This window comes from Ralstonia sp. VS2407, from assembly GCF_052950655.1.
In genome coordinates, this window is record NZ_JBRFVG010000015.1 from 62,146 (window position 1) to 86,598 (window position 24,453).

General features: G+C 64.4%; 23 protein-coding genes. 13 read left to right on the forward strand and 10 right to left on the reverse strand.

Going from position 1 to position 24,453, the window contains the following annotated elements; genetic code table 11:
- Positions 1-155: 155 nt before the first annotated feature.
- Positions 156-485, reverse strand: coding sequence for a DUF2322 family protein (locus ACU8YE_RS20810; protein ID WP_116575053.1), 330 nt, complete (start codon positions 483-485; stop codon positions 156-158).
- Positions 486-562: 77 nt separating this feature from the next.
- Positions 563-958, reverse strand: coding sequence for a DUF1801 domain-containing protein (locus tag ACU8YE_RS20815; RefSeq protein WP_260803425.1), 396 nt, complete (start codon positions 956-958; stop codon positions 563-565).
- A 459-nt stretch (positions 959-1,417) separates the two neighbouring features.
- On the opposite strand from ACU8YE_RS20815, the gene ACU8YE_RS20820 reads away from it, so the two are divergent.
- The 5 genes from ACU8YE_RS20820 to ACU8YE_RS20840 all read left to right on the forward strand — a co-directional run bounded on the left by ACU8YE_RS20820 (position 1,418) and on the right by ACU8YE_RS20840 (position 5,919).
- Complete coding sequence (locus ACU8YE_RS20820; protein ID WP_446929486.1) at positions 1,418-3,811, forward strand: ATP-binding protein; 2,394 nt, start codon at positions 1,418-1,420, stop codon at positions 3,809-3,811.
- A complete protein-coding gene (locus ACU8YE_RS20825; protein WP_446929487.1) occupies positions 3,811-4,527 on the forward strand; it encodes a methyl-accepting chemotaxis protein in 717 nt (238 codons plus the stop codon). The genes ACU8YE_RS20820 and ACU8YE_RS20825 overlap by 1 nt, the downstream gene beginning before the upstream one ends.
- Before the next feature lie 11 nt (positions 4,528-4,538).
- The gene (locus ACU8YE_RS20830; protein ID WP_446929488.1) at positions 4,539-5,072 is read left to right on the forward strand and encodes a hypothetical protein; all 534 of its coding nucleotides are present in this window, start codon (positions 4,539-4,541) and stop codon (positions 5,070-5,072) included.
- A gap of 29 nt (positions 5,073-5,101) precedes the next feature.
- Positions 5,102-5,467: a response regulator gene (locus tag ACU8YE_RS20835; protein ID WP_440077802.1), complete on the forward strand. Its 366-nt coding sequence runs from the start codon at positions 5,102-5,104 to the stop codon at positions 5,465-5,467.
- Between the two features lie 119 nt (positions 5,468-5,586).
- Entirely contained in the window at positions 5,587-5,919 is a 333-nt protein-coding gene (locus ACU8YE_RS20840; RefSeq protein WP_147217811.1) for a hypothetical protein, read from the forward strand.
- 12 nt (positions 5,920-5,931) lie between these two features.
- Here the strand turns inward: ACU8YE_RS20840 and ACU8YE_RS20845 are convergent, their stop codons facing one another.
- Genes ACU8YE_RS20845 through ACU8YE_RS20855 form a run of 3 tightly spaced genes read right to left on the reverse strand, consistent with a single transcriptional unit; the run spans position 5,932 to position 8,517 of the window.
- Positions 5,932-6,792: a class I SAM-dependent methyltransferase gene (locus ACU8YE_RS20845; RefSeq protein WP_232038979.1), complete on the reverse strand. Its 861-nt coding sequence runs from the start codon at positions 6,790-6,792 to the stop codon at positions 5,932-5,934.
- A 32-nt stretch (positions 6,793-6,824) separates the two neighbouring features.
- Complete coding sequence (locus ACU8YE_RS20850) at positions 6,825-7,490, reverse strand: glutathione S-transferase (protein ID WP_446929489.1); 666 nt, start codon at positions 7,488-7,490, stop codon at positions 6,825-6,827.
- 34 nt (positions 7,491-7,524) lie between these two features.
- Positions 7,525-8,517 carry a GlxA family transcriptional regulator gene (locus ACU8YE_RS20855; protein ID WP_446929490.1) on the reverse strand — a complete coding sequence of 331 codons (993 nt, stop codon included), beginning with the start codon at positions 8,515-8,517 and terminating at the stop codon, positions 7,525-7,527.
- Positions 8,518-8,606: 89 nt separating this feature from the next.
- Between ACU8YE_RS20855 and ACU8YE_RS20860 the strand changes: the two genes are divergently transcribed.
- The 5 genes from ACU8YE_RS20860 (at position 8,607) to ACU8YE_RS20880 (ending at position 15,238) form a co-directional block, all read left to right on the forward strand.
- Positions 8,607-9,866: an MFS transporter gene (locus ACU8YE_RS20860; protein ID WP_446929491.1), complete on the forward strand. Its 1,260-nt coding sequence runs from the start codon at positions 8,607-8,609 to the stop codon at positions 9,864-9,866.
- A gap of 104 nt (positions 9,867-9,970) precedes the next feature.
- Positions 9,971-11,377, forward strand: a complete 1,407-nt coding sequence (locus ACU8YE_RS20865; RefSeq protein ID WP_446929492.1) for an alkaline phosphatase family protein — start codon at positions 9,971-9,973, stop codon at positions 11,375-11,377.
- Between the two features lie 2 nt (positions 11,378-11,379).
- Positions 11,380-11,886: a GNAT family N-acetyltransferase gene (locus ACU8YE_RS20870; RefSeq protein WP_446929493.1), complete on the forward strand. Its 507-nt coding sequence runs from the start codon at positions 11,380-11,382 to the stop codon at positions 11,884-11,886.
- 176 nt (positions 11,887-12,062) lie between these two features.
- Complete coding sequence (locus ACU8YE_RS20875; RefSeq protein ID WP_446929494.1) at positions 12,063-13,610, forward strand: methyl-accepting chemotaxis protein; 1,548 nt, start codon at positions 12,063-12,065, stop codon at positions 13,608-13,610.
- A 191-nt stretch (positions 13,611-13,801) separates the two neighbouring features.
- Positions 13,802-15,238, forward strand: a complete 1,437-nt coding sequence (locus ACU8YE_RS20880) for a M20/M25/M40 family metallo-hydrolase (RefSeq protein ID WP_446929495.1) — start codon at positions 13,802-13,804, stop codon at positions 15,236-15,238.
- 328 nt (positions 15,239-15,566) lie between these two features.
- Here the strand turns inward: ACU8YE_RS20880 and ACU8YE_RS20885 are convergent, their stop codons facing one another.
- A complete protein-coding gene (locus ACU8YE_RS20885) occupies positions 15,567-16,340 on the reverse strand; it encodes an SDR family NAD(P)-dependent oxidoreductase (protein WP_446929496.1) in 774 nt (257 codons plus the stop codon).
- 116 nt (positions 16,341-16,456) lie between these two features.
- Positions 16,457-17,038: a CGNR zinc finger domain-containing protein gene (locus ACU8YE_RS20890; protein ID WP_316869092.1), complete on the reverse strand. Its 582-nt coding sequence runs from the start codon at positions 17,036-17,038 to the stop codon at positions 16,457-16,459.
- 148 nt (positions 17,039-17,186) lie between these two features.
- Here ACU8YE_RS20890 and ACU8YE_RS20895 point away from each other — a divergent pair, with 148 nt between their 5' ends.
- Both ACU8YE_RS20895 and ACU8YE_RS20900 read left to right on the forward strand, forming a co-directional pair.
- Positions 17,187-18,257, forward strand: a complete 1,071-nt coding sequence (locus tag ACU8YE_RS20895) for an NAD(P)H-dependent flavin oxidoreductase (RefSeq protein WP_446929497.1) — start codon at positions 17,187-17,189, stop codon at positions 18,255-18,257.
- Positions 18,258-18,428: 171 nt separating this feature from the next.
- Complete coding sequence (locus ACU8YE_RS20900; RefSeq protein WP_446929498.1) at positions 18,429-19,337, forward strand: alpha/beta fold hydrolase; 909 nt, start codon at positions 18,429-18,431, stop codon at positions 19,335-19,337.
- A gap of 9 nt (positions 19,338-19,346) precedes the next feature.
- Here ACU8YE_RS20900 and ACU8YE_RS20905 read toward each other — a convergent pair whose 3' ends face one another.
- Complete coding sequence (locus tag ACU8YE_RS20905; RefSeq protein ID WP_446929499.1) at positions 19,347-20,264, reverse strand: LysR substrate-binding domain-containing protein; 918 nt, start codon at positions 20,262-20,264, stop codon at positions 19,347-19,349.
- Between the two features lie 184 nt (positions 20,265-20,448).
- On the opposite strand from ACU8YE_RS20905, the gene ACU8YE_RS20910 reads away from it, so the two are divergent.
- The gene (locus tag ACU8YE_RS20910; RefSeq protein WP_446929500.1) at positions 20,449-21,714 is read left to right on the forward strand and encodes a serine hydrolase domain-containing protein; all 1,266 of its coding nucleotides are present in this window, start codon (positions 20,449-20,451) and stop codon (positions 21,712-21,714) included.
- A 71-nt stretch (positions 21,715-21,785) separates the two neighbouring features.
- On the opposite strand, the gene amaB is transcribed toward ACU8YE_RS20910, so the two are convergent.
- Positions 21,786-23,318 carry an L-piperidine-6-carboxylate dehydrogenase gene (gene amaB / locus ACU8YE_RS20915; protein ID WP_440818690.1) on the reverse strand — a complete coding sequence of 511 codons (1,533 nt, stop codon included), beginning with the start codon at positions 23,316-23,318 and terminating at the stop codon, positions 21,786-21,788.
- A gap of 67 nt (positions 23,319-23,385) precedes the next feature.
- On the reverse strand, positions 23,386-24,450 hold the full coding sequence (locus ACU8YE_RS20920; protein WP_232038994.1) for an ABC transporter substrate-binding protein: 1,065 nt from the start codon (positions 24,448-24,450) through the stop codon (positions 23,386-23,388).
- Positions 24,451-24,453: the final 3 nt, after the last annotated feature.

Here is a 24,453-nt window from a genome sequence, read left to right on the forward strand (position 1 = left end):
CGGCTCCCGAAGAAGGGCTGCCTCATGCTACGCCGCGTGCCCATGGCTGGCAATCAGCGTGCGCCGTGCACAGTTTTCCTGATGCCGGTGTGTGCAGTGCAGCGAGAGAACAGGTGGTTCACTCGCTACTTGCGGCGCGCATCAGCGAGGCGTCATCAGGCCTTGACGACGTTGATGCGCAGTGCCGGCTCACCTGCCGCGATGGCCAACAGGCGGTCTACATTCGGATGGGCGCCGGGGCGGTTGCGTGCGTCGATGGTGTGCTCGGCAAACACGGCCAGGCCGTGCTCGGCGGCCGTGGCGTCGAGCTGGCCGAACGTCTGCTGCAGGTAGTGATACACCGCCACCGAACCTTGCTTGCCGGGCTTGTTTTCGATGTCGGCCACCACGGCGCCCTGGCCATCGACCAGATCGATGCGCTCGATGCCGTCAATGGCAGGCAGTTGGGCGAGGTTGTCCTTGAATACGCTGGTCGGTTGAATCACTGCGGTTGCTCCGTTGGTTGATCAGGCGGGCCGTATGTTAACGGCTCCGGCCCTGCCCGCGCGAGCTTGTGCGTTCTTCAGCGTTTGGCGCCAGCCTTGTTCACGGCAATGGCCGCCTGGATAAGCGCCTTCAGCGCTTTCTCGTTCACCTTGTCGCCCTCGCGGAAATCGATGGCGCGGCGCGTGTTGCCGTCCAGGCTGGAATTGAACAGGCCCGCTGGGTCGGGCACAGAGGCGCCCTTGGCAAACGTCATCTTCACGGTCTGCTTGTAGGCCTCGCCGGTGCAGATCAGGCCATGGTGCGACCACACGGGCACGCTCCATTTCCATTCCTCCACTACGTCGGGGTCGGCCGCCCGGACGATGGCGCGCAGGCGGGCGAGCATGTCGCCGCGCCAGTCGTCCAGCTCAGCAATGCGCGCGTCGATCAGCTCGGACGCGGGTGCTGCGGTGTCCTGCGTGCTCTTCTTCATGTGTCTACCTCCGTGGTGGGCCCAAGCAGAACATTCTGGCAGGAACATGGGCCGGTAGCCACTTGGCAACGGTGGGCGAGATACGCCATCAGGTTGCGCCGGGAAAATGAGAAACGCCTTTTTTCTGCTATTGGAATCAAGGCGAAAAATAATGCGCGAAATAAAAGAGAAAACAAGACGGCGCTGAGTTAACGGCGACAAGAAAAATAACTTTAGCGCTTTCGTGCAATTCCCCTACTTGAGTGGGGGAGCCAAACGATTTCGCCGGAAACCCAAGTGCCGAGCGGGTATGCGGCGCAATGCCTGCGCACGAAAATTCAATACCGCAATGCCCGGATGGTTGATGCGACGGTCATCGATTGGTCATCTTTCGGCTTCAATAATTGCGCCTCCGGTGTTCAGGAAAACATATTGAAGCACCCCTTCTTTCAGGGGGTGCCTGAATCGAGAGAATTTCAAATGACCATTCGTCATCGCATTACATTGCTCGTGGTGCTGATGTTTGCCGCATTGGCGGCCATCGGCGGATACGCGGTCTACCAGACCCGCGGCAGCGCTGCGGAGGTCCGCCAGGTGACGGAGGGCGTGGTGCCGAGTGCGCTGGCGTCGGCGGACCTCGTGTCGCTCGTGAAGGACGTGCAACTGGCGACGATGGTGCTGGTGTATGCGCCTGACGGCAACATCGTTGCACAGGCCCGAGACGACCTGAAGGCCAAGGAAGCGGCGCTGCGCACTGCATTGGATGTACAGGCCAAGCGCGCCAACAGCCAAGCACAGAAAGGCCTGGTCGCGCAGGCCAAGGAGACCATCGACAGCTACGTCGAGGCCATCCAGCAGACCACCGACATGAAGCTGGCGGGCAAGGATGAACTGGCGCAGGCTTTCCTGTTTGCCAACGTCGCCAGCTACCGCGACGTGCTGGAAAAGATTGTCGAGACGCTGCGCATCGAGAAGAACCGCGAGAAGGACGAAGCCATTGCCGGCCTGAACGGCAAGCTTGCGAGCACAGCCACCACCATTGGCGTGGTGAGCGGCGTGGCCATCGTGCTGCTCACGGCCATCGGCATGCTGCTGTATCGCCAGATCACGCGCCCGCTCACGCGTATGCAGGTCGAGATGAGCGAGATCGCCACCAGCCAGGACTTTACGCGCCGTGTGCCGGTGGGCCGCATGGACGAGATTGGCCACTCGGTCGTCGCGTTCAACCAGATGATCGAGAAGATCCAGGAGAACGCCGCGCTGCTCAAACAGAAGACGGCCGACATCCAGGCGATGCTGCAGAACATGCAGCAGGGCATCCTGACCGTGGTCGATGGCGGCGTGGTGCACGAGGAATATTCGGTCTACCTCGAATCGATCTTTGAGACGCAGGAGATTGCAGGCCGCAAGTTCATGGAGCTGATCTTTGCCGATACCAGCCTGGGCGCCGATGCGCTGTCGCAGGTGGATGCGGCGGTCGATGCATGCCTGGGGCAGGACATCATCAACTTCGCGTTCAACCAGCATCTGCTTGCGAGCGAGGTGGAAAAGCGCATGCCGGATGGGCGCGTGAAGACGCTCGACCTGTCGTGGTCGGCCATTACCGACGAGAGCGACACGATCCTGCGCCTGATGCTGTGCGTGCGCGATGTGACCGAGCTGCGCAAGCTGGCGGCCGAGGCCAGCGAGCAGCGCCGCAACCTGGAGATGATCGGCGAGATCCTGGCGGTGAGCCAGGAGAAGTTCCAGCACTTCATCGACAGCTCCACGACCTTTGTGCACGAGAACGAGCGGATCATCCGCCAGTATTCGCAGGCGGACAGCGCGGCCATTGCGGCGCTGTTCCGCAACATGCACACCATCAAGGGCAATGCGCGCACGTACAACCTGCAGCATTTGACCAACGTGGTGCACGAGACCGAGCAGACCTACCACGCGCTGCGCGAGCCCGACAGCGAGCACACGTGGGACCAGGACTGGCTGATGGAAGAGCTGACGCGCGTGCGCGAGGCCATCGAGAACTACGCCCGCATCAACGAGGTGAAGCTTGGCCGCAAGGGCCACAAAGGTGACGGGGTATCGGGCAATACCATGCAGGCCGCCCCTGATGTGATGGCAGGCATTCAGGAAAGCCTGCGCCTGCTAGAGAGGGTCAACCCAGGCAACCTGGACGAACTGGTTGCGATGCGTGATTCCATTTATGAGCAGCTGCGCCTGCTGGGCAGCGAGACGGTGGACGCGCTGTTGTCCGGCGCATTGCAATCGCTGCCGTCGCTGGCGCAGGAACTGGGCAAGGAGCCCGTTGCCGTGCGCATCGACGACAACGGCTACCGCGTGCGCACGGAGGCCCGCGGCCTCCTGCAGAACGTGTTCATGCACCTGCTGCGCAATTCAATCGACCACGGCATTGAACCCGCTGCTGAGCGCATCGCGCACGGCAAACCGGCGGCAGGCACCATCGACATTGAAGTCGGTGTTGATCAGGGCATGCTGCAGATCACGCTGTGCGACGACGGCCGAGGCCTGGCGCTCGACCGCATCCGCAGCATCGCGGCGGAGCGCGGCTGGATCGGCGCCGGCCAACCCGCCAGTGACGAAGACATCGCGCAGTGCATTTTCCGCCCCGGCTTCTCGACTGCCGACAAGGTGACGGCAGTGTCCGGACGCGGCGTCGGCATGGATGCCGTGCAGGAGTTCCTCAAGCGTGAGCATGGCCGCATCGAACTGCGCTTTACCGACGACAACAAGGGTGCTGCGTTTCGCCAGTTCCAGACGGTGGTGTGCCTGCCCGAACGTCTTGCGGTCGACAGCGTGAACGCCGCGCTCGGCGCGCAACGGGCAGTGCGTATGGACTTGGATAAGGAAGCATCGTGATGGGGACGATTGTTCTGGCCGTCATCACGGGCGGCTTGGTGGCCGGTGTTCTGGTGTGGCTGATCCGGCAAGGGAAGGTGAATGCGATGGCGAGCACCTTGGGCGATGCCGATGGCCGCATCGCCGATCTGTCGGCTGATCTGGCGAAGCACGCTGCGCTGGTGGATACGGGCATGCGCGAAGTGGCCGCAATGGAAACCACTGTCGCCCAGATGCGCGATGCCGCTGCCGACCAACTGGAAGTGATCGAGCAACTGCGGACCGAGTTGCAGTCGGCCACGGCAGCCAAGGAACAGTGGGCGAGCCGCGCCAGACAGATTGCCGAAGAAGCCGCACGCCTGCGCGGCCTGGCACTGACGTTCGAGCGCTGGCATGAGCAGATGATTTCGCTCATGGAGCAGAACCACGACATGCATGCGAAGAACCAGGAGCTGCAGTCCATCGTGAGGCATGTGGTGATCGTCTCGCTCAATGCGTCCATCGAGGCGGCGCGTGCGGGCACGGCGGGCCGGGGTTTTGCCGTGGTGGCCAGCGAGGTGCGCGCGCTGGCAGCACGCTCGGAAGAACTGTCGAAAAGCTATCGCAACAGCCTGCACCTGAACGACCTGACCACCACCGCCACGTTCCAGGACATCCAGGCGGGCGGCAAGATGATCACCGCGTCGCTGTCGAGCGTTGAGGCGCTGGCGAGCCAGTTTCAACACCAGCTTCATTAGGCAGGCCTGACGTGATCCGCAGCAACGCACAAGAGAGTTTCGATCGCATCTTCCGCAAGGCCGCCCGTACGCGGCTTGCGCGGCAGCCGGAAGACACCTGCCACATCAGCATCGAGGCCGAGGGCGACACCATCAGCGGTGAGGAGGCCTTGATCCTCACCATCTCGTCCATCGCCTTCCGCTTGCTGCTGGTGCTGCGCTTTGATGAGTCCGACGCCACGCGCGCCTACTTCACTGGTGAAGGTACGGGGCGATCGTTTGAAGAAGCGCGTCTGGAAATCGGCAACCTGTGCTGCGGCGCGCTCAACCAGGAGCTGCTGCAGGTGTTTCCCGACCTTGGCATGTCCACGCCCTATGTGGTGAGCGCGCGCTGCCTGCCGTATCTGGACGTGCTCAAGCCGGGCTACGTGGCCGCCTACACGGTCACCATCAACGACACCGTGCGCGTGAGCGCCGCCGTGTGTGTGTGTACCCACGCCCCGCTGGATTTCGTGGCCGATGTGCGCGACGAAGTGGAATCGGGCGGCGAGTTGGAATTGTTTTGATTGGAAAGATTGAGAACGAGGAAAGCGCTATGAGCAAGATTCTGGTTGTCGACGATTCGAGCACCGTCCGCGATGAGGTGGCCGGCTTTTTGAAGAAGCACGGCCTGGCGGTTGACACCGCGGTGGACGGCAAGGACGGCCTGGCGAAGATCAAGGCCAACCCCGGCGTCAGACTCGTCATCAGCGATGTGAACATGCCCAACATGGACGGCCTGACCATGGTCGAAAAGGTGCGCGGCGAGCTGGGCAACAAGACGGTCAACGTCATCATGCTCACCACCGAAAGCAGCCCTGCCATGAAAGACCGCGGCAAGGCCGCTGGGGTCAAGGGCTGGATCGTCAAACCGTTCAAGGGCGACGCAGTGCTTGAAACCTTCAAGAAGCTGGCAGGCTGAAAGACGAAGCAGCGCAGCCGGGTGCGCCATGATCAACCCTGCGCCGCAGGGCATGGCGCCCGCGCGATTTTGGAGCCAAACTTGCTCGCTTGAAGGCTGGTTTGACCGAGGGAGCCATCATGCAAGAGCTCGCCTTTCGCACGCTGCTGTACCGCTACTTCTTCTTCGGCTGGCTGTTCAAGGATGCCAGCCGCGGCAACCTGTTCGAACGGTCTGCCGCGTGGCGTTTCAACCAGGCGCATGCGCACTGGTTGCTCGCTTATATGCGCCGCTGGCTCTGGTGCGGGTTGCTTTGCTACGCACTGGGCGGCGTGTTGGAACTGGGGCTCAACACGCCGGGCCTGTCGGTACTGTTCTACGTGCCCAGCGCGTTGAGCGTACCCGTCAACGTGGTCATCGGTGTGTTGTGGATTGGCCTGAAGGCACTGCCCGGGCCGCTGCGCGAGCGTTAGGCGGGCGCGCGGCTAGACCGTCGCCACCAGCAGCTCTTCGGCATTGCGGGGCGGGCGCAGCCCATCAGTGCGGCCAGCGAAATAGCGCTCCGTCAACATGTCTGCCGAGATGTGCCGGGCATCGCGAAAGCCGTTTTCGCGGGCGAGTGCAAGCATGTCGGGCGGCGTGAAGAAGCTGATGAACGGGGTGCCGCTCGCGCGTGCACCTTTCTCCGCCATCTCAAGGCCGGGCCGGACGTCCGGGTCCGCCATCTCCAGCGGCAGCAGGAACGTCATCGCCAGCATCGAGCCCGGTGCAAGTGACGCCACCTGCCGTAGCGTGGCCGCATTCGCTTCTTTCGACAGATACATGCTCACGCCCGTGGACACCACGATGGCCGGTTGGCTCACATCAAACCCGGCCGCGACCAGCGCATCCTGCCAGGATTCGCGCGCCTCGAAATCCACCGGCACGAAGCGCAACCAATGCGGAATGCCGAAGCCCACCGCTTCCAGACGCTGGCGCTTCCAGGCTTGCGGGCTGGGCTGATCGACTTCAAACACCGTCATGCGCGATGCCACATCAGGCCGGCGTTGCGCAAAGCTGTCGAGCCCCGCCCCGAGAATCACATACTGGCTCAAGCCACGGCCCGCTTGTTCGATGACGAGGTCTTCGATAAAGCGTGCGCGGGCCACAATGGACGCACGAAACGGACGCGTGAACTGCGGGTCCATGTCTCCGCGTTGTTGCCAGTCGGGTTGGGGGTCGAGCAGCTTGAGGCCCACTTCGTCTTCCAGCACGTGCGGCGGTGCATCGCTGTGCACATGCAAGGCGCGCCACAACGCGACGCGCGCCGCGGTGCTGTCGGGGGATGCTGTCTGTGGTTCGTTCATTGCACACACGCCTCCATCGGTAGACCAGCCAGTCAATTGGGATGCTGATACTCGGGAAACACGGCAACGGCCTGCACGGGCTGCTTCGTCATGCAGACCTCGAACAAGCGGCTGGAGAGCCACTCGGCAAGCCAGGCCTGCACAGCGGGCAGCGGCTGGCCGGCAAACCAGTCCGGCTCCACCGCTGCAAACTGCCGCACGAACGGGAAGATCGCCAAGTCCGTCGCGCACGGCGTCGAGCCGCCAAGATAGCGTTGATCCAGCAAGCGTGATTCCAGCGGTATCAGCAGGGTTTCTGTTGCCCGGGCACGGGCTGTCTCACGCGGCGTGGTCTCTTGCGGATAGCGGTCGGGGTATTTGTAGCGATCGAGCTGGCGTTTGAACTCGCCATCGTTGGCGCGCAGCAGGGCGAGGTTGTCGTCGGATTGCGCGCGGCGCCACCAGCCTTCCGGGTCGCGAGCTTCAAATGCCCAGCGCATGATGTCGAGGCTCTCTTCCAGCACGCCGCCGTCTGACAAACGCAAGACGGGAACGGTGCCCTTTGGTGACAGCGCCAACAGTTCGGCCGGCTTGTCGCGCATGACGATCTCAAACGTCTGGAAGCGGCGATGGGCCTGCAGCATCGCCAGGCGCGCGCGCATGGCATAGGGGCAGCGGCGATAGCTGTAGAGCAGGGGCAAGGCTGGAGTGTCGGACATTGGTACGAATGCGGGGCTACGGATTTCAGGCGCGTCAGGGTAGCGGATTCACGGGCGCGGCGGGCTGGACCACCAGGCGTGTGTGCCCGGATCGGCCCGAGCGCCGCACCGATTGCGGCGGCTGCCCGAACACGCGGATGAACGCGCGCCGCATGCGTTCGGGGTCAGCAAAGCCCACGGCGCGCGCGACTTGTTCCAGCGATTCATCACCGGCTTCCACGCGTGGCCGGGCGATTTCGGCACGGAGTTTTTCGATGGCCTTGGCGGGCGTCTGGCCCGTCTCGGCCACAAAGGCGCGGTCAAACTGGCGGCGGCTCAGGTGCGCGACTTCGGCCAGGCGGTCGACGTCCAGCGCTTCGTGCAGGTGCTCGCGCGCATAGCCCAGCGCACGCGCGATGCGGCTCGATGCCGGGTCCAGCTCCAGCAAGGTCGAGAACTGCGATTGCCCGCCGGGCCGTCGGTGATAGACCACCAGTTCGCGAGCCACGGCGCGCGACACGTCGATGCCCAGGTCTTCCTCGATGAGCGCCAGCGCCAGATCGATGCCTGACGAGATGCCGGCCGACGTCCACACCGGCCCGTCGTGGATGAAGATGTGGTCGCTCTGCACCTGCACGCGCGGATACCGCCGCTGCAGCAGCGCCGCCATGCGCCAATGCGTGGTGGCGCGGCGGCCATCAAGCAGGCCTGCCGCCGCCAGCGCAAACGCGCCGGAACACACGCTCGTCATGCGTCGCGAGTGCTGCGCCGCTTCCCGCACGAAGGCGATCAGCCGGGGCGAGAACGCATCCTCACGCGGGCCATTGCCGCCCGAGATGATCAACGTATCGAAGGCCGGATCGTCCAGGCCCTGCGTCTGCATGACGAGGCCCGGCGCGCTCTGGACCAGCGTGCCGCCTTCGGACAGCACGTCGATCCGGTACGCCGGCTGGGGTGCCAGGCGGTTCGCCACGTCAAAGGCCGTCAGCGGGCCGGTGAAATCGAGCAGGCTGCAGCCCGGAAACACCAAAAAGCCGATTCTGCGCATGATGTCTTGAAATGAGGGATTAACGTCATTTAGGCCTGATGTTGCTCCGCCAGACTGCTGCTGTCAAACGCATTTCTGGAGAGACGATCATGACAACCGCGATGGGCCTGCCGGCCACTTCGATGCCCCTGTCGCGCCATCACCGCTGGAAGGTGCTGGGCGTGGGTGTGGCGGCCAATGCGAGTTTTTCGGCGGCGTTCTCGGGCATCCCGACGACGGCCGTGTTCATCCGCTCGGCGTATCACCTTGGCAATGCGGAGCTGGGCGTGACGCTGGGCGCGCTGGGGCTGGGCATCGCCATCAGCGAATTGCCGTGGGGCTTGCTGACAGACCGCTGGGGCGATCGCACGGTGCTGCTGACGGGGCTTGGGCTGACCGCGCTGGCCCTGTTCGTGATGGCATGTTGCGTGGTGCCGCTGCATGGCAATGTGCCGCCGCTCGCGTGGCTGGTCGGCGGCATGTTGAGCGTCGGCCTCCTGGGCGGTAGCGTGAACGGTTCGAGCGGCCGCGCGGTCATGGGCTGGTTTCGCGAAGGCGAGCGCGGATTGGCCATGAGCATCCGCCAGACCGCCGTACCGCTGGGCGGCGGCGTTGGTGCCCTGGTGCTGCCGAGCCTGGCCGCGCACGCCGGGTTTGCGGCCGTGTATGGCGTGCTGGCGGCGGCGTGTGCGTTGACTGCGGCGCTCACGTGGCTGTGGGTGCATGACGCGCCGGCCACGGTGAATGGGGCAGCACAAACCGTAGCGCCTGGCAGCACGGGGCCGCTGCGCGATCCGACGCTGTTGCGCATGGCCCTGGCCATTGGGCTGCTGTGCGTGCCGCAAGGCGCGGTGGTGGCCTTCGCCACGGTGTTCCTGCGCGACTTTGCACACGCCAATGTGCTCACGCTCAGCCTGACCATGGCAGCGGTGCAGGGCGGGGCGGCCGTCATGCGCGTGTGGAGCGGCCGCTGGACCGACCGTCACGGCAATCGCCGCGCTTATCTGCTCGCGTGTGCACGGTTGAGCGTTGCGCTGTTCGTCGTGCTGGCCGGCGTGGCATGGATGACGTCGGCGCTGTCGATCGATCTGTCGATCATGCGCGTGGCGCTGGTGGCGGCCGTGGTGGCCGGCGGCATCTGCGTATCGGCGTGGCATGGCGTGGGCTACACCGAGCTGGCGACGCTGGCCGGTGCGCAGCGTGCCGGCACGGCGCTGGGTTTGGGCAACACGGGCGCGTTTGCGGCGCTGGGGCTGACATCGCTGTGTTTGCCGCAGGTGCTGGCCTGGTCGTCATGGCCGGTGGTGTGGCTCGTGGCGGCAGGCAGCGCGCTGATTGCGTGGCGTGTGCTGCCGGCGGCCCGTCCGTAGCCGCACGCAACGCCAATCCCCTTGTTTCTTCCTATAGTGAGCCGCAGGCGCCGCCCGGTGCGGCTCCGTAAAACGAAGCAACGCAACGAAACGAGGGGGCCACCATGGCAGGCTTGGGCGCAATCGAGCACGTGGTCGTGCTGATGTTGGAGAACCGGTCGTTCGACAACCTGTTCGGCACGCTGTATTCAAAGAGCGCGGAGTTCGACGGCCTGTCGGGCGAAGAAACCAACCCCGACGGCGGCGGCCAGCCCATCCGCGTGTGGACGACGCCCGCGCCGGCCAACGTGATGACGCTGCCCAATCCCGACCCGGGCGAACTTTTCACTGACATCAACCAGCAGCTCTTCGGCCAGCAGATGCCGCTGGGGCAGACGCCCACCATGCAGGGCTTCACCACCAACTACGCCAAGAACGGTGGCGACCCGCGCGACATCATGCATTTCTTCACGCCGGACCAAGTGCCCGCGCTCAGCACGCTGGCGCGCAATTACGCCGTGTGCGATGCGTGGTTTGCCTCGGCGCCGTGCCAGACGTGGCCCAACCGGTTTTTTGTGCACACCGGCACCGCGCACGGTTATCCGAACAACTCGCCGGTGCACTTTCCGTACTTGATGCCGACGCTGTTCAATGTGCTCGACGGCGTGGCGCCCAACGACTGGGCCGTCTATTACCACGACTTCGCGCAATCGCTCACGCTCACGCGGCTGTGGCTGCATCTGGACCACTTCCACCTGTTCGACGATTTTCTCGACGATGCGTCCAGCGGCAAGCTGCCCTCGTACAGCTTTATCGAGCCGCGCTACTTTGCCGATCTCGACTGGCCCAACGATATGCACCCGCCGCATGACGTCGGCTACGGCGACGCGCTCGTCGCGCAGGTGTACAACGCGCTGCGCAGTTCGCCGCAGTGGCACCAGACGATGCTCATCATCACCTTCGACGAGCACGGCGGCTGTTTCGACCACGTGCCGCCGCCTGCCGTGGTGCCGCCGAGCCCGCCGCAGCCCGGGCAGCTCTTCGCATTCGACCGGTTGGGTGTGCGCGTGCCGGCGGTGGTGGTGTCGCCATGGATTCCCAAGGGCACGATCTTCTGCTCGACCGTGGCGCAGCCGTACGATCACACCGCCATCATCAAGACGCTGCGCATGCGCTACAACATCCGGACGCCGCTCACTGCGCGCGATGCCAGCGCACCCGACCTGGGGCAGGTCTTGGAATTGAGTGCGCCAGATGACAACCGCGACCCAGTCGCCGCCCGCGCCATGGCGGCGAACCCAGCCGGTCTGCAGGCCGCCCGCAACGCGCCGCTCAATGACTTCCAGTGGGCCATGCACGAATCGGCGGCGATGCTCGCGCCGCTGGGCACCGGCATCAGCATTGATGACCATGTGCGCAACCTGTCGACCGATCAACAGCCGCCTGTGCCCGCAGCGCAGAATGCCCAGCAGGCCGCGCAGCACATCAAGGATGTGCTTGCGTCGATGGATTTGCCGTACGCGGGGCAATGATCATGAACGCACCGCTTGAACAATCGCCCGTTGTCATCCGCGCCTTCAGACCCGGTGACGAGCCCCTGCTGCATGCGGTCTTCCATTCCGCCGTGCACGGTCTGGCCGCCGGGCAATACACGCCGCAGCAGTGCGAAGCGTGGGCCCCGACCCACTACGACGTCGCACAATGGAATGAGCGCATCCGCCGCATCCAGCCCTTCGTGGCGGAACGCAACGGGCAGCCCGTGGCCTATGCCGATTTGCAGACCAACGGCTATATCGATCACTTCTTCGTATCGGCCGTGCACGCGCGAAGAGGTGTCGGGCAACAGCTCATGAGTCACATCCTCGAGTTGGCAGCGCAGCGCGGCGTGCCGAGCGTGCAGGCGCATGTGAGTTTGAGCGCAGAACCCTTCTTTGCTCGCAACGGGTTTGGAGTGCTTGCACGCCAACGCGTCACGGTGCGCGGTGTCCTGCTCGATAACGCGCTGATGGTGCGAACTCAGGCCGCGTGTTTCACACGTTGAACGCATGGACGTGCAGCGTGTGAAGCGCGTTTAACTACGTGTGGTTACGCGCCGTATATTCAGTACAAACCATTAGATCTTGATTAAAGATTACGGACTATCTGTCGTTACTTTGGCTTACGTCGGCGCCCCCACGGGCAGTCGCGACGTTTTGTCCTTCGCAATCCACGGCAGATATGAAGACGCTCTCCATCAAGGCTCGGCTGGCGCTGGTCCTGTTTGTTCTGGCTGTATTCCTTGCGGGCGTCGGCGCGCTGGGGCTGTACGGCAACATGCGCTCCAACAAGGCGCTGAAGGAAACCTATTCGAATCAGCTCGCCTCCACGCGCGCACTGGGTCAGGCCATTTCGAGGCTGGTGCAGGTCCGTACGGCGCTGGATCGTGCCGTCTATGAAACGGACGACGCCAAGATCGCAGACTTGGTGAAGGCCGCCCGCGAGCAGGTCAAGGCCAGCGACGATGGCTGGAATGCCTACAACGCGCTGCCGTTCGCCACGCCTGAAGAAGAGCAGACCGCTGGCGAGGCCAAGCGCCTGCGCGACGCGTTCTTCAACGAGGGTTTGAAGCCGGCTCTGGCAGCGTTTGACCGTCACGACTACGCAGCCGCGCGTCCGTTGGTGCTCGACAAGCTGTACGAACTGTTCGTGCCTTACGCCATCAAGGCCGATCGCCTGAACGCCATTCAAGCAGAGATTGCCGCGTCGGCTTACAGCAAGGCGCAGTCGTTCTTCGACGGTCTGGTTTGGGCGTTCATCATCGTGATTGCCGTGGGTATTGCGCTGGCTGCCGCCTGCTACCTGGTGCTGTCGCGCGCGATCTCTCGCCCGCTCGCAGAGATGCTCGTGCACTTCCATGAAATTTCGGGCGGCAACCTGACCACCGACGTGCGCATCCACTCGCGTGATGAGATGGGCCTGCTGATGGAAGGCCTGCAGCAGATGCAAGCCAAGCTGAAGGAGACCGTGGTGACGGTGCGTCGCGGCAGCGAGTCGATTGCGTCCGCCACGCAGCAGATCGCCGCGGGCAACACCAATCTGTCGCAACGCACGGAAGAGCAGGCCAGCTCGCTGGAGGAAACCGCATCGAGCATGGAAGAGCTGACGAGCATCGTGAAGCAGAACGCCGACAACGCCCGTCAGGCGAGCACGCTGGCTGTGACCGCCTCCGACATTGCCGTGCAGGGCGGTGCCGTGGTGCAAGACGTGGTGACCACGATGGGCGAAATCAGCGAATCGTCGCGCAAGATCACCGACATCATCGCTGTCATCGAAGGCATTGCGTTCCAGACCAACATCCTGGCGCTCAACGCCGCGGTGGAAGCGGCGCGTGCCGGTGAACAGGGCCGCGGCTTCGCCGTGGTGGCCGGTGAAGTGCGCACGCTGGCACAGCGCAGCGCGGGTGCCGCCAAGGAAATCAAATCGTTGATCGAAGACTCCGCGACGCGCGTGGAATCTGGTTCGACGCTGGTGGCGCGTGCGGGCAAGACGATGGAAGAGATCGTTGTGGCCGTGAAGCGCGTGACGGACATCATGGGCGAGATCAGCGCGGGCTCGGCTGAGCAAAGTACCGGCATCGAGCAGATCAACGAAGCCGTCACGCAGATGGACGACGTGACGCAGCAGAACGCCGCGCTGGTGGAAGAAGCGGCTGCCGCTGCGCAGGCGCTGGAGGAACAAGCGGACGAACTGCGCCGCGCTGTGGCGGTGTTCCGCGTGGCGATGTAAACCACGTTTCCTGATGGGTTGCCGTGGCAGCGAAATGGCTGCCGCGGCGCTACACTGCGGGGTCGGCCTTCGGGTCGGCCCCGCTTTGTTTTATGCGGTGCACCCAGAAGCCGCTCATGGTCCTGCCACGCCCCCCGAGCCACTCGCTACGAGCCATGAGCCGGTTCACATAACGATTATCCGGAGGTGTCATGCGTTTCCAGTGTCGTCGTGTTCCCGTTCGCGTCTTGGTGCCTGCAGCTGTGTTGGCATACAGCGCCGGCGCATTCGCCCAGACCATCCCCGCCAGCAAGCCCGCGCCCACCACGCTCACGCCCGAGCAGCAGCGCTACCACGACATCTATAAGGAGCTGGTCGAGATCAACACGACGCATTCGGCGGGTGATACGACCAAGGCCGCGCATGCAATGGAAAAGCGCCTGCGCGACGCGGGCTTTGCCGCAGCCGACATGCAGGTGCTGGAGCCCTTTCCGAAAAAGGGCAACCTGGTGCTGCGCTTCAAGGGCACCGGCGCCAAGAAGCCGATGCTGCTGCTTGCCCACATTGACGTGGTGGAAGCCAAGCGTGAAGACTGGAAGACCGACCCCTTCAAGCTGCAGGAGACGGATGGCTACTTCACCGCGCGCGGTGCGATTGACGACAAGGCGATGGCCTCGGCCTTCGTGTCCGTGCTGGGTCAACTCAAACAGGAAGGCTTCAAGCCGTCGCGCGACATCATCCTGGCGTTGACCACCGACGAGGAACGCGGCGATGTGCCGACCAACGGCGCGTACTGGATCGTCAACAACAAGCCTGAGCTGGTGAAGGCCGAGTTCGGCATCAACGAAGGTGGCGGTGGCGAGTTGCGCAACGGCAAGCCGGTGCTCCACCGCATTCAGGTGGCCGAGAAGATGTACACGACGTACGAGCTGGAAGTGCGCGACGTGGGCGGCCACAGTTCGGTGCCGACGAAGACGAACCCGATCTATGCGTTGTCAGCCGCGCTGGACCGGCTGGGCGCGTATCAGTTTCCCGTCAAGCTGGCCGACGTGACGCAAACTTACTTCGCGCGCAGCGCACCGCTGGCCACGGGGCAACTGGCCGACGACATGCGGTCGGTCGGCACCGGCAAGCCGGACCAGGCCGCCATCGACCGGCTCGCGGCCATTCCGTTCTACAACGCGCAGTTGCGCACGACGTGCGTGGCTACCATGGTCAACGCTGGCCATGCCGAAAATGCGCTGCCGCAATCGGCCAAGGCCACCGTCAATTGCCGCATCCTGCCGCACGATGATCCGGCCGATATCGATCGCCAGTTGAAGCAGGTGATCGGCAACGAGAAGATCAGCGTGCGCTACGTCAACAAGCCGCTGGCGAGCCCCGCGTCGCCGCTCAATGGCGACCTGGTGAAGACGGTGGAGGCGCTGACGCAGCAGATGTGGAATGTGCCGGTGATTCCGGCGATGAGCACGGGCGCGACCGACAGCCGGTTCATGCGCAATGCCGGTATTCCGATGTATGGCGTGTCGGGGTTGTTTACCGAGCCGGCAGACCTGCGCACGCATGGCCTGGATGAGCGTATCGAGATTGCGCGGTTGTATGACGGGCGGGAGTTTCTTTATCGGCTTGTGAAGCAGTTGGCTGAGTAAATTGTTGGGCGCTGCGCTCGTGTTTGTCATCGGGCGCGGCTTGTTGGTGCTGGTTTTTTTGTTGGGTTTCGGCCCCTGGCGGGGCCGACTTACTTTCTTTGTCTTGCCAAAGAAAGGTAAGCAAAGAAAGGCGCGCCCGATGCGGCGACCCCTTCCTTGAATTTCCGTGACCGTGCGGGGAAGGAGGCAAACTCGCTGCGCTCAGACAGCCTCCTTCCTTTTTCCGCCCGCTCACAAAAATTCAAGGCGCCGCATAGGGCAGGGTACTGCCACACCGTCCGTGTACCTGGGTTGGCGGCGCGGCACGCGGTTTTTAGGCGGTTTCCTCTCAGATGAAGCCGCCGTCGGTCATCAGCGTGCGGCCGGTAATCCAGCGGGCGTCGTCGGAGGCCAGGAAGGCGATGGCGTCGGCGATGTCGTCCGGCTCTGCCAGCCGGCCCATCGGTGTCGATTCGCGCATGCGCGCCTTGACTTCATCGGGGATCGGCGCGGTCATGTCGGTGCGCGTGAGCGCGGGTGCCACGGCGTTGACCGTGATGTTGCGCGCGCCCAGTTCCACCGCAAACGCGTGGGTGAGGGCGCTGACGGCGGCCTTGCTTGCCGCATACACTGCCAGCCCTGCGCGGGGCCGGTACGCGAGGCTGGAAGACACGTTCACGATATGCCCCCCGCGTGCCGGCACATGCGGCAGCACCGCTTGCGTCACGAGAATCGTGGAGAAGGCATTGGTGCGGAACTGCGCGTCGAACGATGCGAGATCGATGCGGCCCACCGGCTGGTTTTCCAGGATGCCGGCGTTGTTGACGAGGATGTCGATGGCGCCGAAGGCCTCGCGCACGGTGCTCACCATCGCGTCAACGGACACGGCATCGCTCACATCGGCTTGCACGGCAATGGCTTGCGCGCCGGTGCTGCGGATGGTGTTGACCACCGCGTCGGCTTCTGCGGCATTGCTGCGATAGACCACGGCCACGCGCGCGCCGTCGGCGGCCAGCCGATGCGCCACGGCGGCGCCGATGCCGCGCGAGCCGCCGGTGACGATGGCGGTGCGGCCTGCGAGGCGTTGCGTGATCGTGGATGGGGTGGCTTGCGTTGCGGACATGCTGTTCTCCTGATTGGGTGCGATGTTTCGGGAGAACAGGTTACGAACCAGCAGACGTGCGCGCAGCCCGTTTGGCCGCGACGCGGCGTTCCAGCATTGGAACGACGGAAGGCCGATCAGCCCTGCTGGCGTTTGCGGTACTCCGCCACCTTATGCCGGTTGCCGCAGAGAGCCATGCTGCACCAGCGACGCTTGTGCGACTTGGTGCGGTCGTAAAACCACAGCGTGCATTCGGGGTGTTCGCACACGCGCACGAGCTGGAAATCGCCTTCGGCGAGCAGGTGTGCGGCGGCCTCAGCCAGCGGCGCCAGACATTGCTCGACCGAATCGGTGGGGCGCAGGCGTTCGACGCGCGGGGTGCCGTTTTCCCAGACCAATACGGGATGGCTGGGCGCTTGCCGCAGGAACACATTGAGCGCATCGGCGCTGGCAGCACGGCCCGACTTGCGCGCCTCCACCAATGTGCGAATCACTTCGCGCAGGTGCCGCGCCACCGCCAGCAGCACGCCAGGCGGATAGCGGCCTGCCACGGGCTCCGCAAGCCAGCCGGCGCGCACCAGCCAATCGGAGACATCGGCGTCGTTCTGCCAGAAATCGTGCGGCTCGCCGTTGACGTTGGCGACGGTGTTGAGCATGTCCAGCACCGGATCGTCGGCGATCAGCAGGGGGGCATCGGCGGCAGCTGCAGGTGCGGGCATGGCGATTTTCAGAAAGATAGGTGATCGAATTGTAACCAATTTAAGTTGGTATTCCAGTTACTTGTTGCGCATGCGTTTCAATGGATCAATCCAGTGAAAAGTCCGCCGCATTACCATGTGTCATCCAAGTAACTTGCCGGAGACGATCATGAGCGCATGGCCCGATGCACGCGTGCTGGAGTTGTTCAATATCGAGGTGCCCATCGTGCTGGGGCCGATGGCGGGGGTGGCCGGCGTGGAGCTGGCGATTGCCGTGGCGCGCGGCGGTGGCCTCGGCTCGTTGCCGTGCGCGATGCTGAATGTCGAGCAGATCCGCCAGCAGGTCGAGCAGTTTCGGGCGGCCGTGCGCGGCCCCATCAACTTGAATTTCTTCTGCCACACGCCGCCGCGCCCGGACCCCGAGCGCGATGCCAAATGGCGTGCCCATCTGGCCCCGTACTACGCCGAGTTCGGTATCGATTTGAACGCGCAAGCGCCGGCCGTCAACCGCGCCCCGTTCGACGAAGCGACCTGCGCGCTGGTGGAGGAACTGAAGCCGGAGGTGGTGAGCTTCCATTTCGGCCTGCCGGCGCCGGAATTGCAGGCCCGCGTGAAGGCCGCGGGGGCGAAAGTCATCTCCGCCGCCACCACGGTGGAAGAGGCGCGGTGGCTGGAAGCACGCGGGGTCGACGCGATCATCGCCATGGGGAACGAGGCGGGCGGCCATCGCGGCATGTTCCTCGCCAAGACGATCGAATCGCAGGTGGGCACCTTCGCGCTAGTGCCCCAGGTGGCCGATGCGGTGAAGGTGCCGATCATTGCAGCGGGCGGCATCGGCGATGCGCGCGGTGTGGTGGCGGCGTTGGCGTTGGGGGCATCGGCGGTGCAGATCGGCACGGCCTACATGTTGTCGCCGGAGGCCAAGACCTCGGCCATTCATCGCGCAGCGCTCAAGCAAGCAACCGATGCCGACACCGCGCTCACCAACCTGTTCACCGGCCGACCGGCGCGCGGCATCGTCAACCGGCTGATGCGCGAGATCGGCCCCATGAGCGCGTTTGCACCGGCCTTTCCGACAGCCGGCGGCGCGTTGGCGCCGCTGCGCGCCAAGACGGAGCCGACTGGCTCGGGTGATTTCATCAACCTGTGGTCAGGCCAGGCCAGCCGGCTGGCCACGGAAGCGTCGGCCGAAACCATCACGCGGCGCATTGCCGCCCAGGCGCTCGAGCGGCTCACCTGAGTTTTCCTGCTGCATCGTTTCCCGCGCGGGCACGCCAGACGGCGTGCCCGTTTTGTTTCGCATCACAAATCGGCATGCGAGCAATGGGAAAATTTTATGTAACTTGAAAAACAGTGTTTACAGGGTTACTATGGTTTCGCTGCTTTCTCGAAACCCATCCGGAGTCTTGCCATGAACGCCCCTGTCCGAGCCGCTGATCTGGTTGTCGATGCGTATGCCCCCACCGCTGTACGTCATCGCACGGTGGATGTCGAAGGTGCGCGCGTGTTCTATCGGGAGGCCGGCTCGGCCGATGCGCCGACCGTGCTGTTGCTGCACGGCTTTCCCAGCGCATCGCATATGTTCCGCAACCTGATTCCGCAGTTGGCTGCGCGCTATCACGTGGTGGCACCGGACTTTCCCGGCTTTGGCCTGACGCAGGTGCCGAGCGGCTTCCGCTACACGTTCGACAACCTGGCGCATGTGGTCGACGGCTTTACGCAGGCGATCGGCCTGTCGCGGTATGCGATCTACGTGTTCGACTACGGCGCGCCGGTTGGCTGGCGCCTGGCGATGGCCCATCCGGAGCGCATCAGCGCCATCGTCACGCAGAACGGCAACGGCTATGAGGAAGGCCTGGGCGAAGGTCCGTGGGCGCCAATCAAGGCGTATTGGAACAACCCGGACGAAGCGCATCGCCGCGAGCTGCATGCAATCGTGTCGGATGAGATGACGCAGTGGCAATACCTGAACGGCGTGCCGGATCCGACGCGCGTGGCGCCGGATGGCTACCTGCTGGATCAATATTTTCTGAGCCGTCCGGGCCAGCTCGACATCCAGATGGATCTGTTCCTGGATTACGCGAGCAACGTGGCACTGTATCCGGCGCTGCATGCGTACTTCCGCGCGCATCGCCCGCCGCTGCTGGCGGTGTGGGGTCGCAATGACACCATCTTCATTCCGCCCGGCGCGGAGGCTTTCCAGCGCGACCTGCCGGATGCGGAGATCCACTTTGTCGACAGCGGCCACTTTGCGCTGGAGACGCACCATGCGGAAATTGGTGCGCGCATGCTCGACTTTCTTGGCCGCGTGGTGAAGTAGCGCGCGGCGTCAGGGCATCGGCTGCATAGTGGCTTCCGCGGCAAAGCGCTCGCGCAGGAACGCCACCAGCGCCTTCACCGAAGGCGGCACGCCTGCGCGCGACGGATAGAGTGCGTGCAGGTCGGCCGGCTCGGGGGTCCAGCCTGGCAGCACCGACCGCAGGCGGCCGCTGACAAGCGCCGCATGACAGCAATGCAGCGGCAGGACAGCTAGCCCGAGCCCTGCGATGGCCGCTTCGCGCAGGGCGATGATGTTGTCGCTGGCAAAGCGCGGGCGAATCGGCAGCGACAGCCGGTGCCCGCGCGCATCCTGCAGCACCCAATCGCGGCTGCGTGTGAGCGAGCCTTGCCCCAGGCAAGGGAAATCTTCCAGCGCGGCGGGGGTGTCCGGCTCGCCCACACGGGCAATCAATGCGGGGCTGGCCACCAGCACGCGCGGCGAGACCGCCAGATGCCGCGCCACCACATCCCGCGAGGGCAGTGGCCCCGTGGCCGCTCGGATCGCCACGTCAATGCGCTGCTCGATCAGATCGACGTACGTATTGGACAAATCCAGCTCGATGCGCAGCTTCGGATGCACATCGGCAAACTCGGCCAGCCAGCCGGCGACCAACGTTTCCGCCAGCAACGGCGACGTGCCGACGCGCAGCACGCCGGCCGGTTCGCTGCGTGCTGCGCCGGTCAGCGCTTCAATGGCGGCAGATGCGTCGGCCATGTCGCGCGCATGCCGATACACCGCTTCACCCACGGGCGTGACCGATACGCGATGGCTCGATCGCTGCAGCAGCCGCGTGCCGAGCTGAACCTCCAGTTCGGCAATGCGCCGGCTCAAACGCGACTTGGGAATGCCCGTGGCGCGCTCGGCGGCGGAAAAGCCACCGGCTTCCACCACGCGTGTGAAGAGGTACAGGTCGTCGAAGCGCTTCATATTCGGTCGGGGTTGCGGTCGAACCGCATTGAAGCATAGGCGCGGGCCGGACATTGTCGCGGGCAATGGATCAGCGCTGTACAGTGTCGCAGGGCCGGTTTGCGCGCGTCGGAATACCGTGCAGACCGGATCGGAGTCTGGCACGCCTGCGCCGCTCGCGCGGGCATCAATGCAAGGAGAAGGCATGGACAGGCAAGGCACGCAAACGCAGGGGATGTCCCGTGATCGGCTGGAACGGGTCGAGCGCTTCATCGATGACGCCTACATTGCGACCGGCAAGCTACCCGGCGCGCTCGTCCAGGTGTGGCGGCGCGGCGAACTGGCCCTGAACTCCGTGCTGGGCCTGGCCGACCGCGAGCGCCAGGTGCCGCTGGCTGAAGATTCGATCTTCCGCATCTACTCGATGACCAAGCCCATCACGTCGGTGGCATTCATGATGCTGGTGGAGGAATGCAAGGTTGCGCTGGACGATCCGGTCAGCAAGTTCATCCCCGCGTGGGCGAACCTGGGCGTGCACGCCGGCGGCTTCATGGAGGGCTTCCAGTCGCGCCCGGTCAAGCGCCCCATGCGCATGGTCGACCTGCTGCGCCACACCTCCGGGCTGACCTATGGCTTCCACCAGAACACGAATGTCGACGCAGCGTACCGCCGGCTCAAGCTGGGCGACATTGCCACCGACGGCACGCTCGACGAGATGATCGAAAAGCTGGCCGGCGTGCCGCTGGAGTTCTCGCCGGGCGACGCGTGGAACTACTCCGTTTCCACCGATGTGCTCGGCTACCTGGTCGGCAAGATCAGCGGCATGCCGTTCGAGACCTTCCTGAAGGAACGGATTTTCGATCCGTTGGGCATGGTCGATACGGCCTTTCATGTGCCGGAAGAGAAGGCGTCGCGCTTCTGTGCGTGCTATGCGGTGGGGGCGATGGGCTCGAAGGTGGTGTCCGACCGTGGGCCGGTCTTGCAGGACGATCCGCACACCAGCCCCTATCTGAAGCCGCCCAGCTTCATTTCCGGCGGCGGTGGTTTGGTTTCCACCGCGGCGGATTACCTGCGCTTCTCACGCATGCTGCTGCAGGGCGGCGAGCTGGACGGCGTGCGCCTGCTGGGGCCCAAAACGCTGGCGCTGATGACGGCCAACCATCTGCCGGGCGGGCGGGACATGTCGAGCCTGTCGTCGCCTTCGATGTTCAGCGAGGCCGCGTATGACGGCGTCGGATTTGGGCTGGGTTTCGCGACCACGATCTCGCAGGCCGCTACGTTGATTCCCGGCAGCACGGGCGATTTCTTCTGGGGCGGCGCGGCCGGCACGTTCTTCTGGGTGGATCCGCAGGAAGACCTGATCGGCCTGTTCCTCACGCAGGTGCTGCCTTCGTCTGCTTACCCCGTGCGCCGGCAGTTGCGCACGCTGGTCTATAGCGCGATCACGGAAGTGGGTGGCGCGGCGCGTTGAGCGCGTGTTGACCATCAAGGCGGCGGAGCAATTCGCGCGCCGCCCTGATCATCACGTCGCTCAAGCGCCGATCAAACGTCGAACCGGACGCCTTGTGCCAGCGGCAGCGCACCGCTGTAGTTGACGGTGTTGGTGGCGCGGCGCATGTAACCCTTCCACGCGTCCGAACCGGATTCCCGCCCGCCGCCGGTTTCCTTCTCGCCGCCGAATGCGCCGCCGATCTCGGCGCCCGACGTGCCGATGTTGACGTTGGCGATGCCGCAGTCGCTGCCTGCTGACGACATGAAGCGTTCGGCATCGCTCAGGTTGGCCGTGAAGATCGCAGACGACAGGCCCTGCGGCACGCCGTTCTGGATCGCGATGGCCTGCTCGGTGTCGCCGTCATACGTCACGACATAGAGGATGGGCGCGAAGGTCTCGCTTTCCATCACCTTCGTCGGCTTCGGCATCTTGACCAGCGCAGGGCGCACATACCACGCATCGGCGCCGAGGTCTTCACGCACGCGCTCGCCACCCAATACTTCGCCGCCTTCAGCGCGCGCCTGCGCCAGTGCCTGCTGCATGCCGTCGAAGGCAGCCTGGTCGATCAACGGGCCGACCAGCGTGCCGTCGGCCAGCGGGTCGCCAATGGCAATGCTCTGGTAGATCTTTTCGAGGCGAGCCAGCAGCGTGTCGGCCACCGAGCGGTGCACGATCAGGCGACGCAACGACGTGCAGCGTTGGCCCGCCGTGCCGACGGCGGCAAAGGTGATGGCGCGCGCCGCCAATTCCAGGTCCGCCGAGGGCGTGACGATCATCGCGTTGTTGCCGCCCAGCTCCAGGATCGAGCGGCCGAAGCGCTCCGCCACCTTCACGCCCACCTGGCGGCCCATGCGCGTCGAGCCCGTGGCGCTGACCACCGGCACAAGGTGGCTGGCCACCAGCGCTTCGCCCACGTCGCGCCCGCCGATCAGCAACTGGCTCAGACCAGCAGGAATCGCCCCCGGCTTTTCGGCATTGAACGCGTCGACCACCTGTTGCATCAGATGCTGACAAGCGATGGCGGTGAGCGGCGTTTTCTCCGACGGCTTCCACACGATGGCGTTGCCGCACACGAGGGCGAGCGCGGCGTTCCACGACCACACCGCCACCGGAAAGTTGAACGCCGAAATAATGCCCACCACGCCCATCGGATGCCACGTTTCCATCATCCGGTGCCCAGGGCGCTCGCTGGCGATGGTCAGGCCATGCAGTTGCCGCGACAGGCCGACGGCAAAGTCGCAGATGTCGATCATCTCCTGTACTTCGCCCAGGCCTTCGGAGGTGATCTTGCCGGCCTCCAACGACACCAGTTCGCCAAGCGCCGCTTTGTGCGTGCGCAGAACCTCGCCCAGGCGGCGCACGAGTTCGCCGCGCACGGGCGCCGGCACGATGCGCCATGCCAGATACGCCTGATGCGCGTTCTGGATGGCAGCCTCGGCCTCGCTGGCGGTATGCGATTTCACGGTCGCCAGTACCGCTCCGTCGCGCGGGGCGCGGCTTGTCCAGTCCGGCCCTTCGTATGCCTTCAGGTCCAGGCCGAGGGCCTTCAGTACGGTCTGCAATCGTGTTCGTGAATCTGACATGGCGTGAATCCTTGCTCTTCTCTCGTGTTCAATCGAAAAACTGTTGCGGTGCGGTGATGTGTAACGCTCAACGCTCGACGACGCGGTTCCAGCGCTTGCTCCACTCGGGGCGCTCGGCGTTGATCACATCCCAGTCCAGCGCAACGGCCGTCTTCAGGATGGTGTTCATCTTGTTCTGCTCTTCGGCCGCCTTGCCCTTGAGCGGGGCCTTGGGGTTGACTGGATTGTAGGAGCCGTTTTCCATGGCGAGCGCCTGTGCCTCGGGGCTGATCAGGTAATCCACGAGCTTCTGCGCCAGGTCGGCATCTGGGTTGTTGGCCAGCACGCATTGCGCCGTCAGCAGGACCACAGCGCCTTCCTTGGGCGCGACGAATTCCATCGGGATGCCCTTGGACTTCATCAGCTCCACCTGCGTGAGCGTGTACGGGAACAGCGCTGCATCGCCGGCCTGCATCATCTCCACCACCTTCGACGAGTTGGGGATGTACTCGACCACGTTCGGGCCGATGGTGGTCGGCCATGCCTTGAAAGCCGGTTCGACGTTCTTTTCCGTGCCGCCCTTGAGGCGGTTGAACATCAGGAAGGCGTCCAGCCCGAACGACGAAGCCGGCATGGATTGCACGACCACCTTGCCCTTGTATTTCGGGTCAGCCAGATCGCCCCACGAGGTGGGCGGCGTCCAGCCCTTGTCGGCAAAGATCTTGGTGCTGTAGGCCAGGCCCGTCAGGCCCATCGACAAGCCCACCGCGTAGTCACCCTTGAGGTGCGCAATGGCCGGCACGGTCGACAGGTTGGCCGAAGGCTTGAGCTTTTCGCACAGCCCCATGCCGATGGCGCGGAACATGACGCCGTCGTCCAGCGTCATCACATGCATCTGTGCGCGGCCCTTGGTCGCCTGCGCCTTGGCGAGGATGTCGGTCGAGGTGCCGGGCACGACAACGACCTTGACGTTGTTGGCCTTCTCGAACGGCGGGAATACGAACTGGGTGTAGGTGCGTTCCATGTTGCCGCCGTTCATGCCGATGTACAGCGTCTTGGTGTCGGCGTGGGCGGTGCCCGCGGCGAGCAGCGCCATACCGGCAGCCGCAGCAATGACGGACGTGAACGATGTTTTCGCGTGTTTCACAAGCATGGT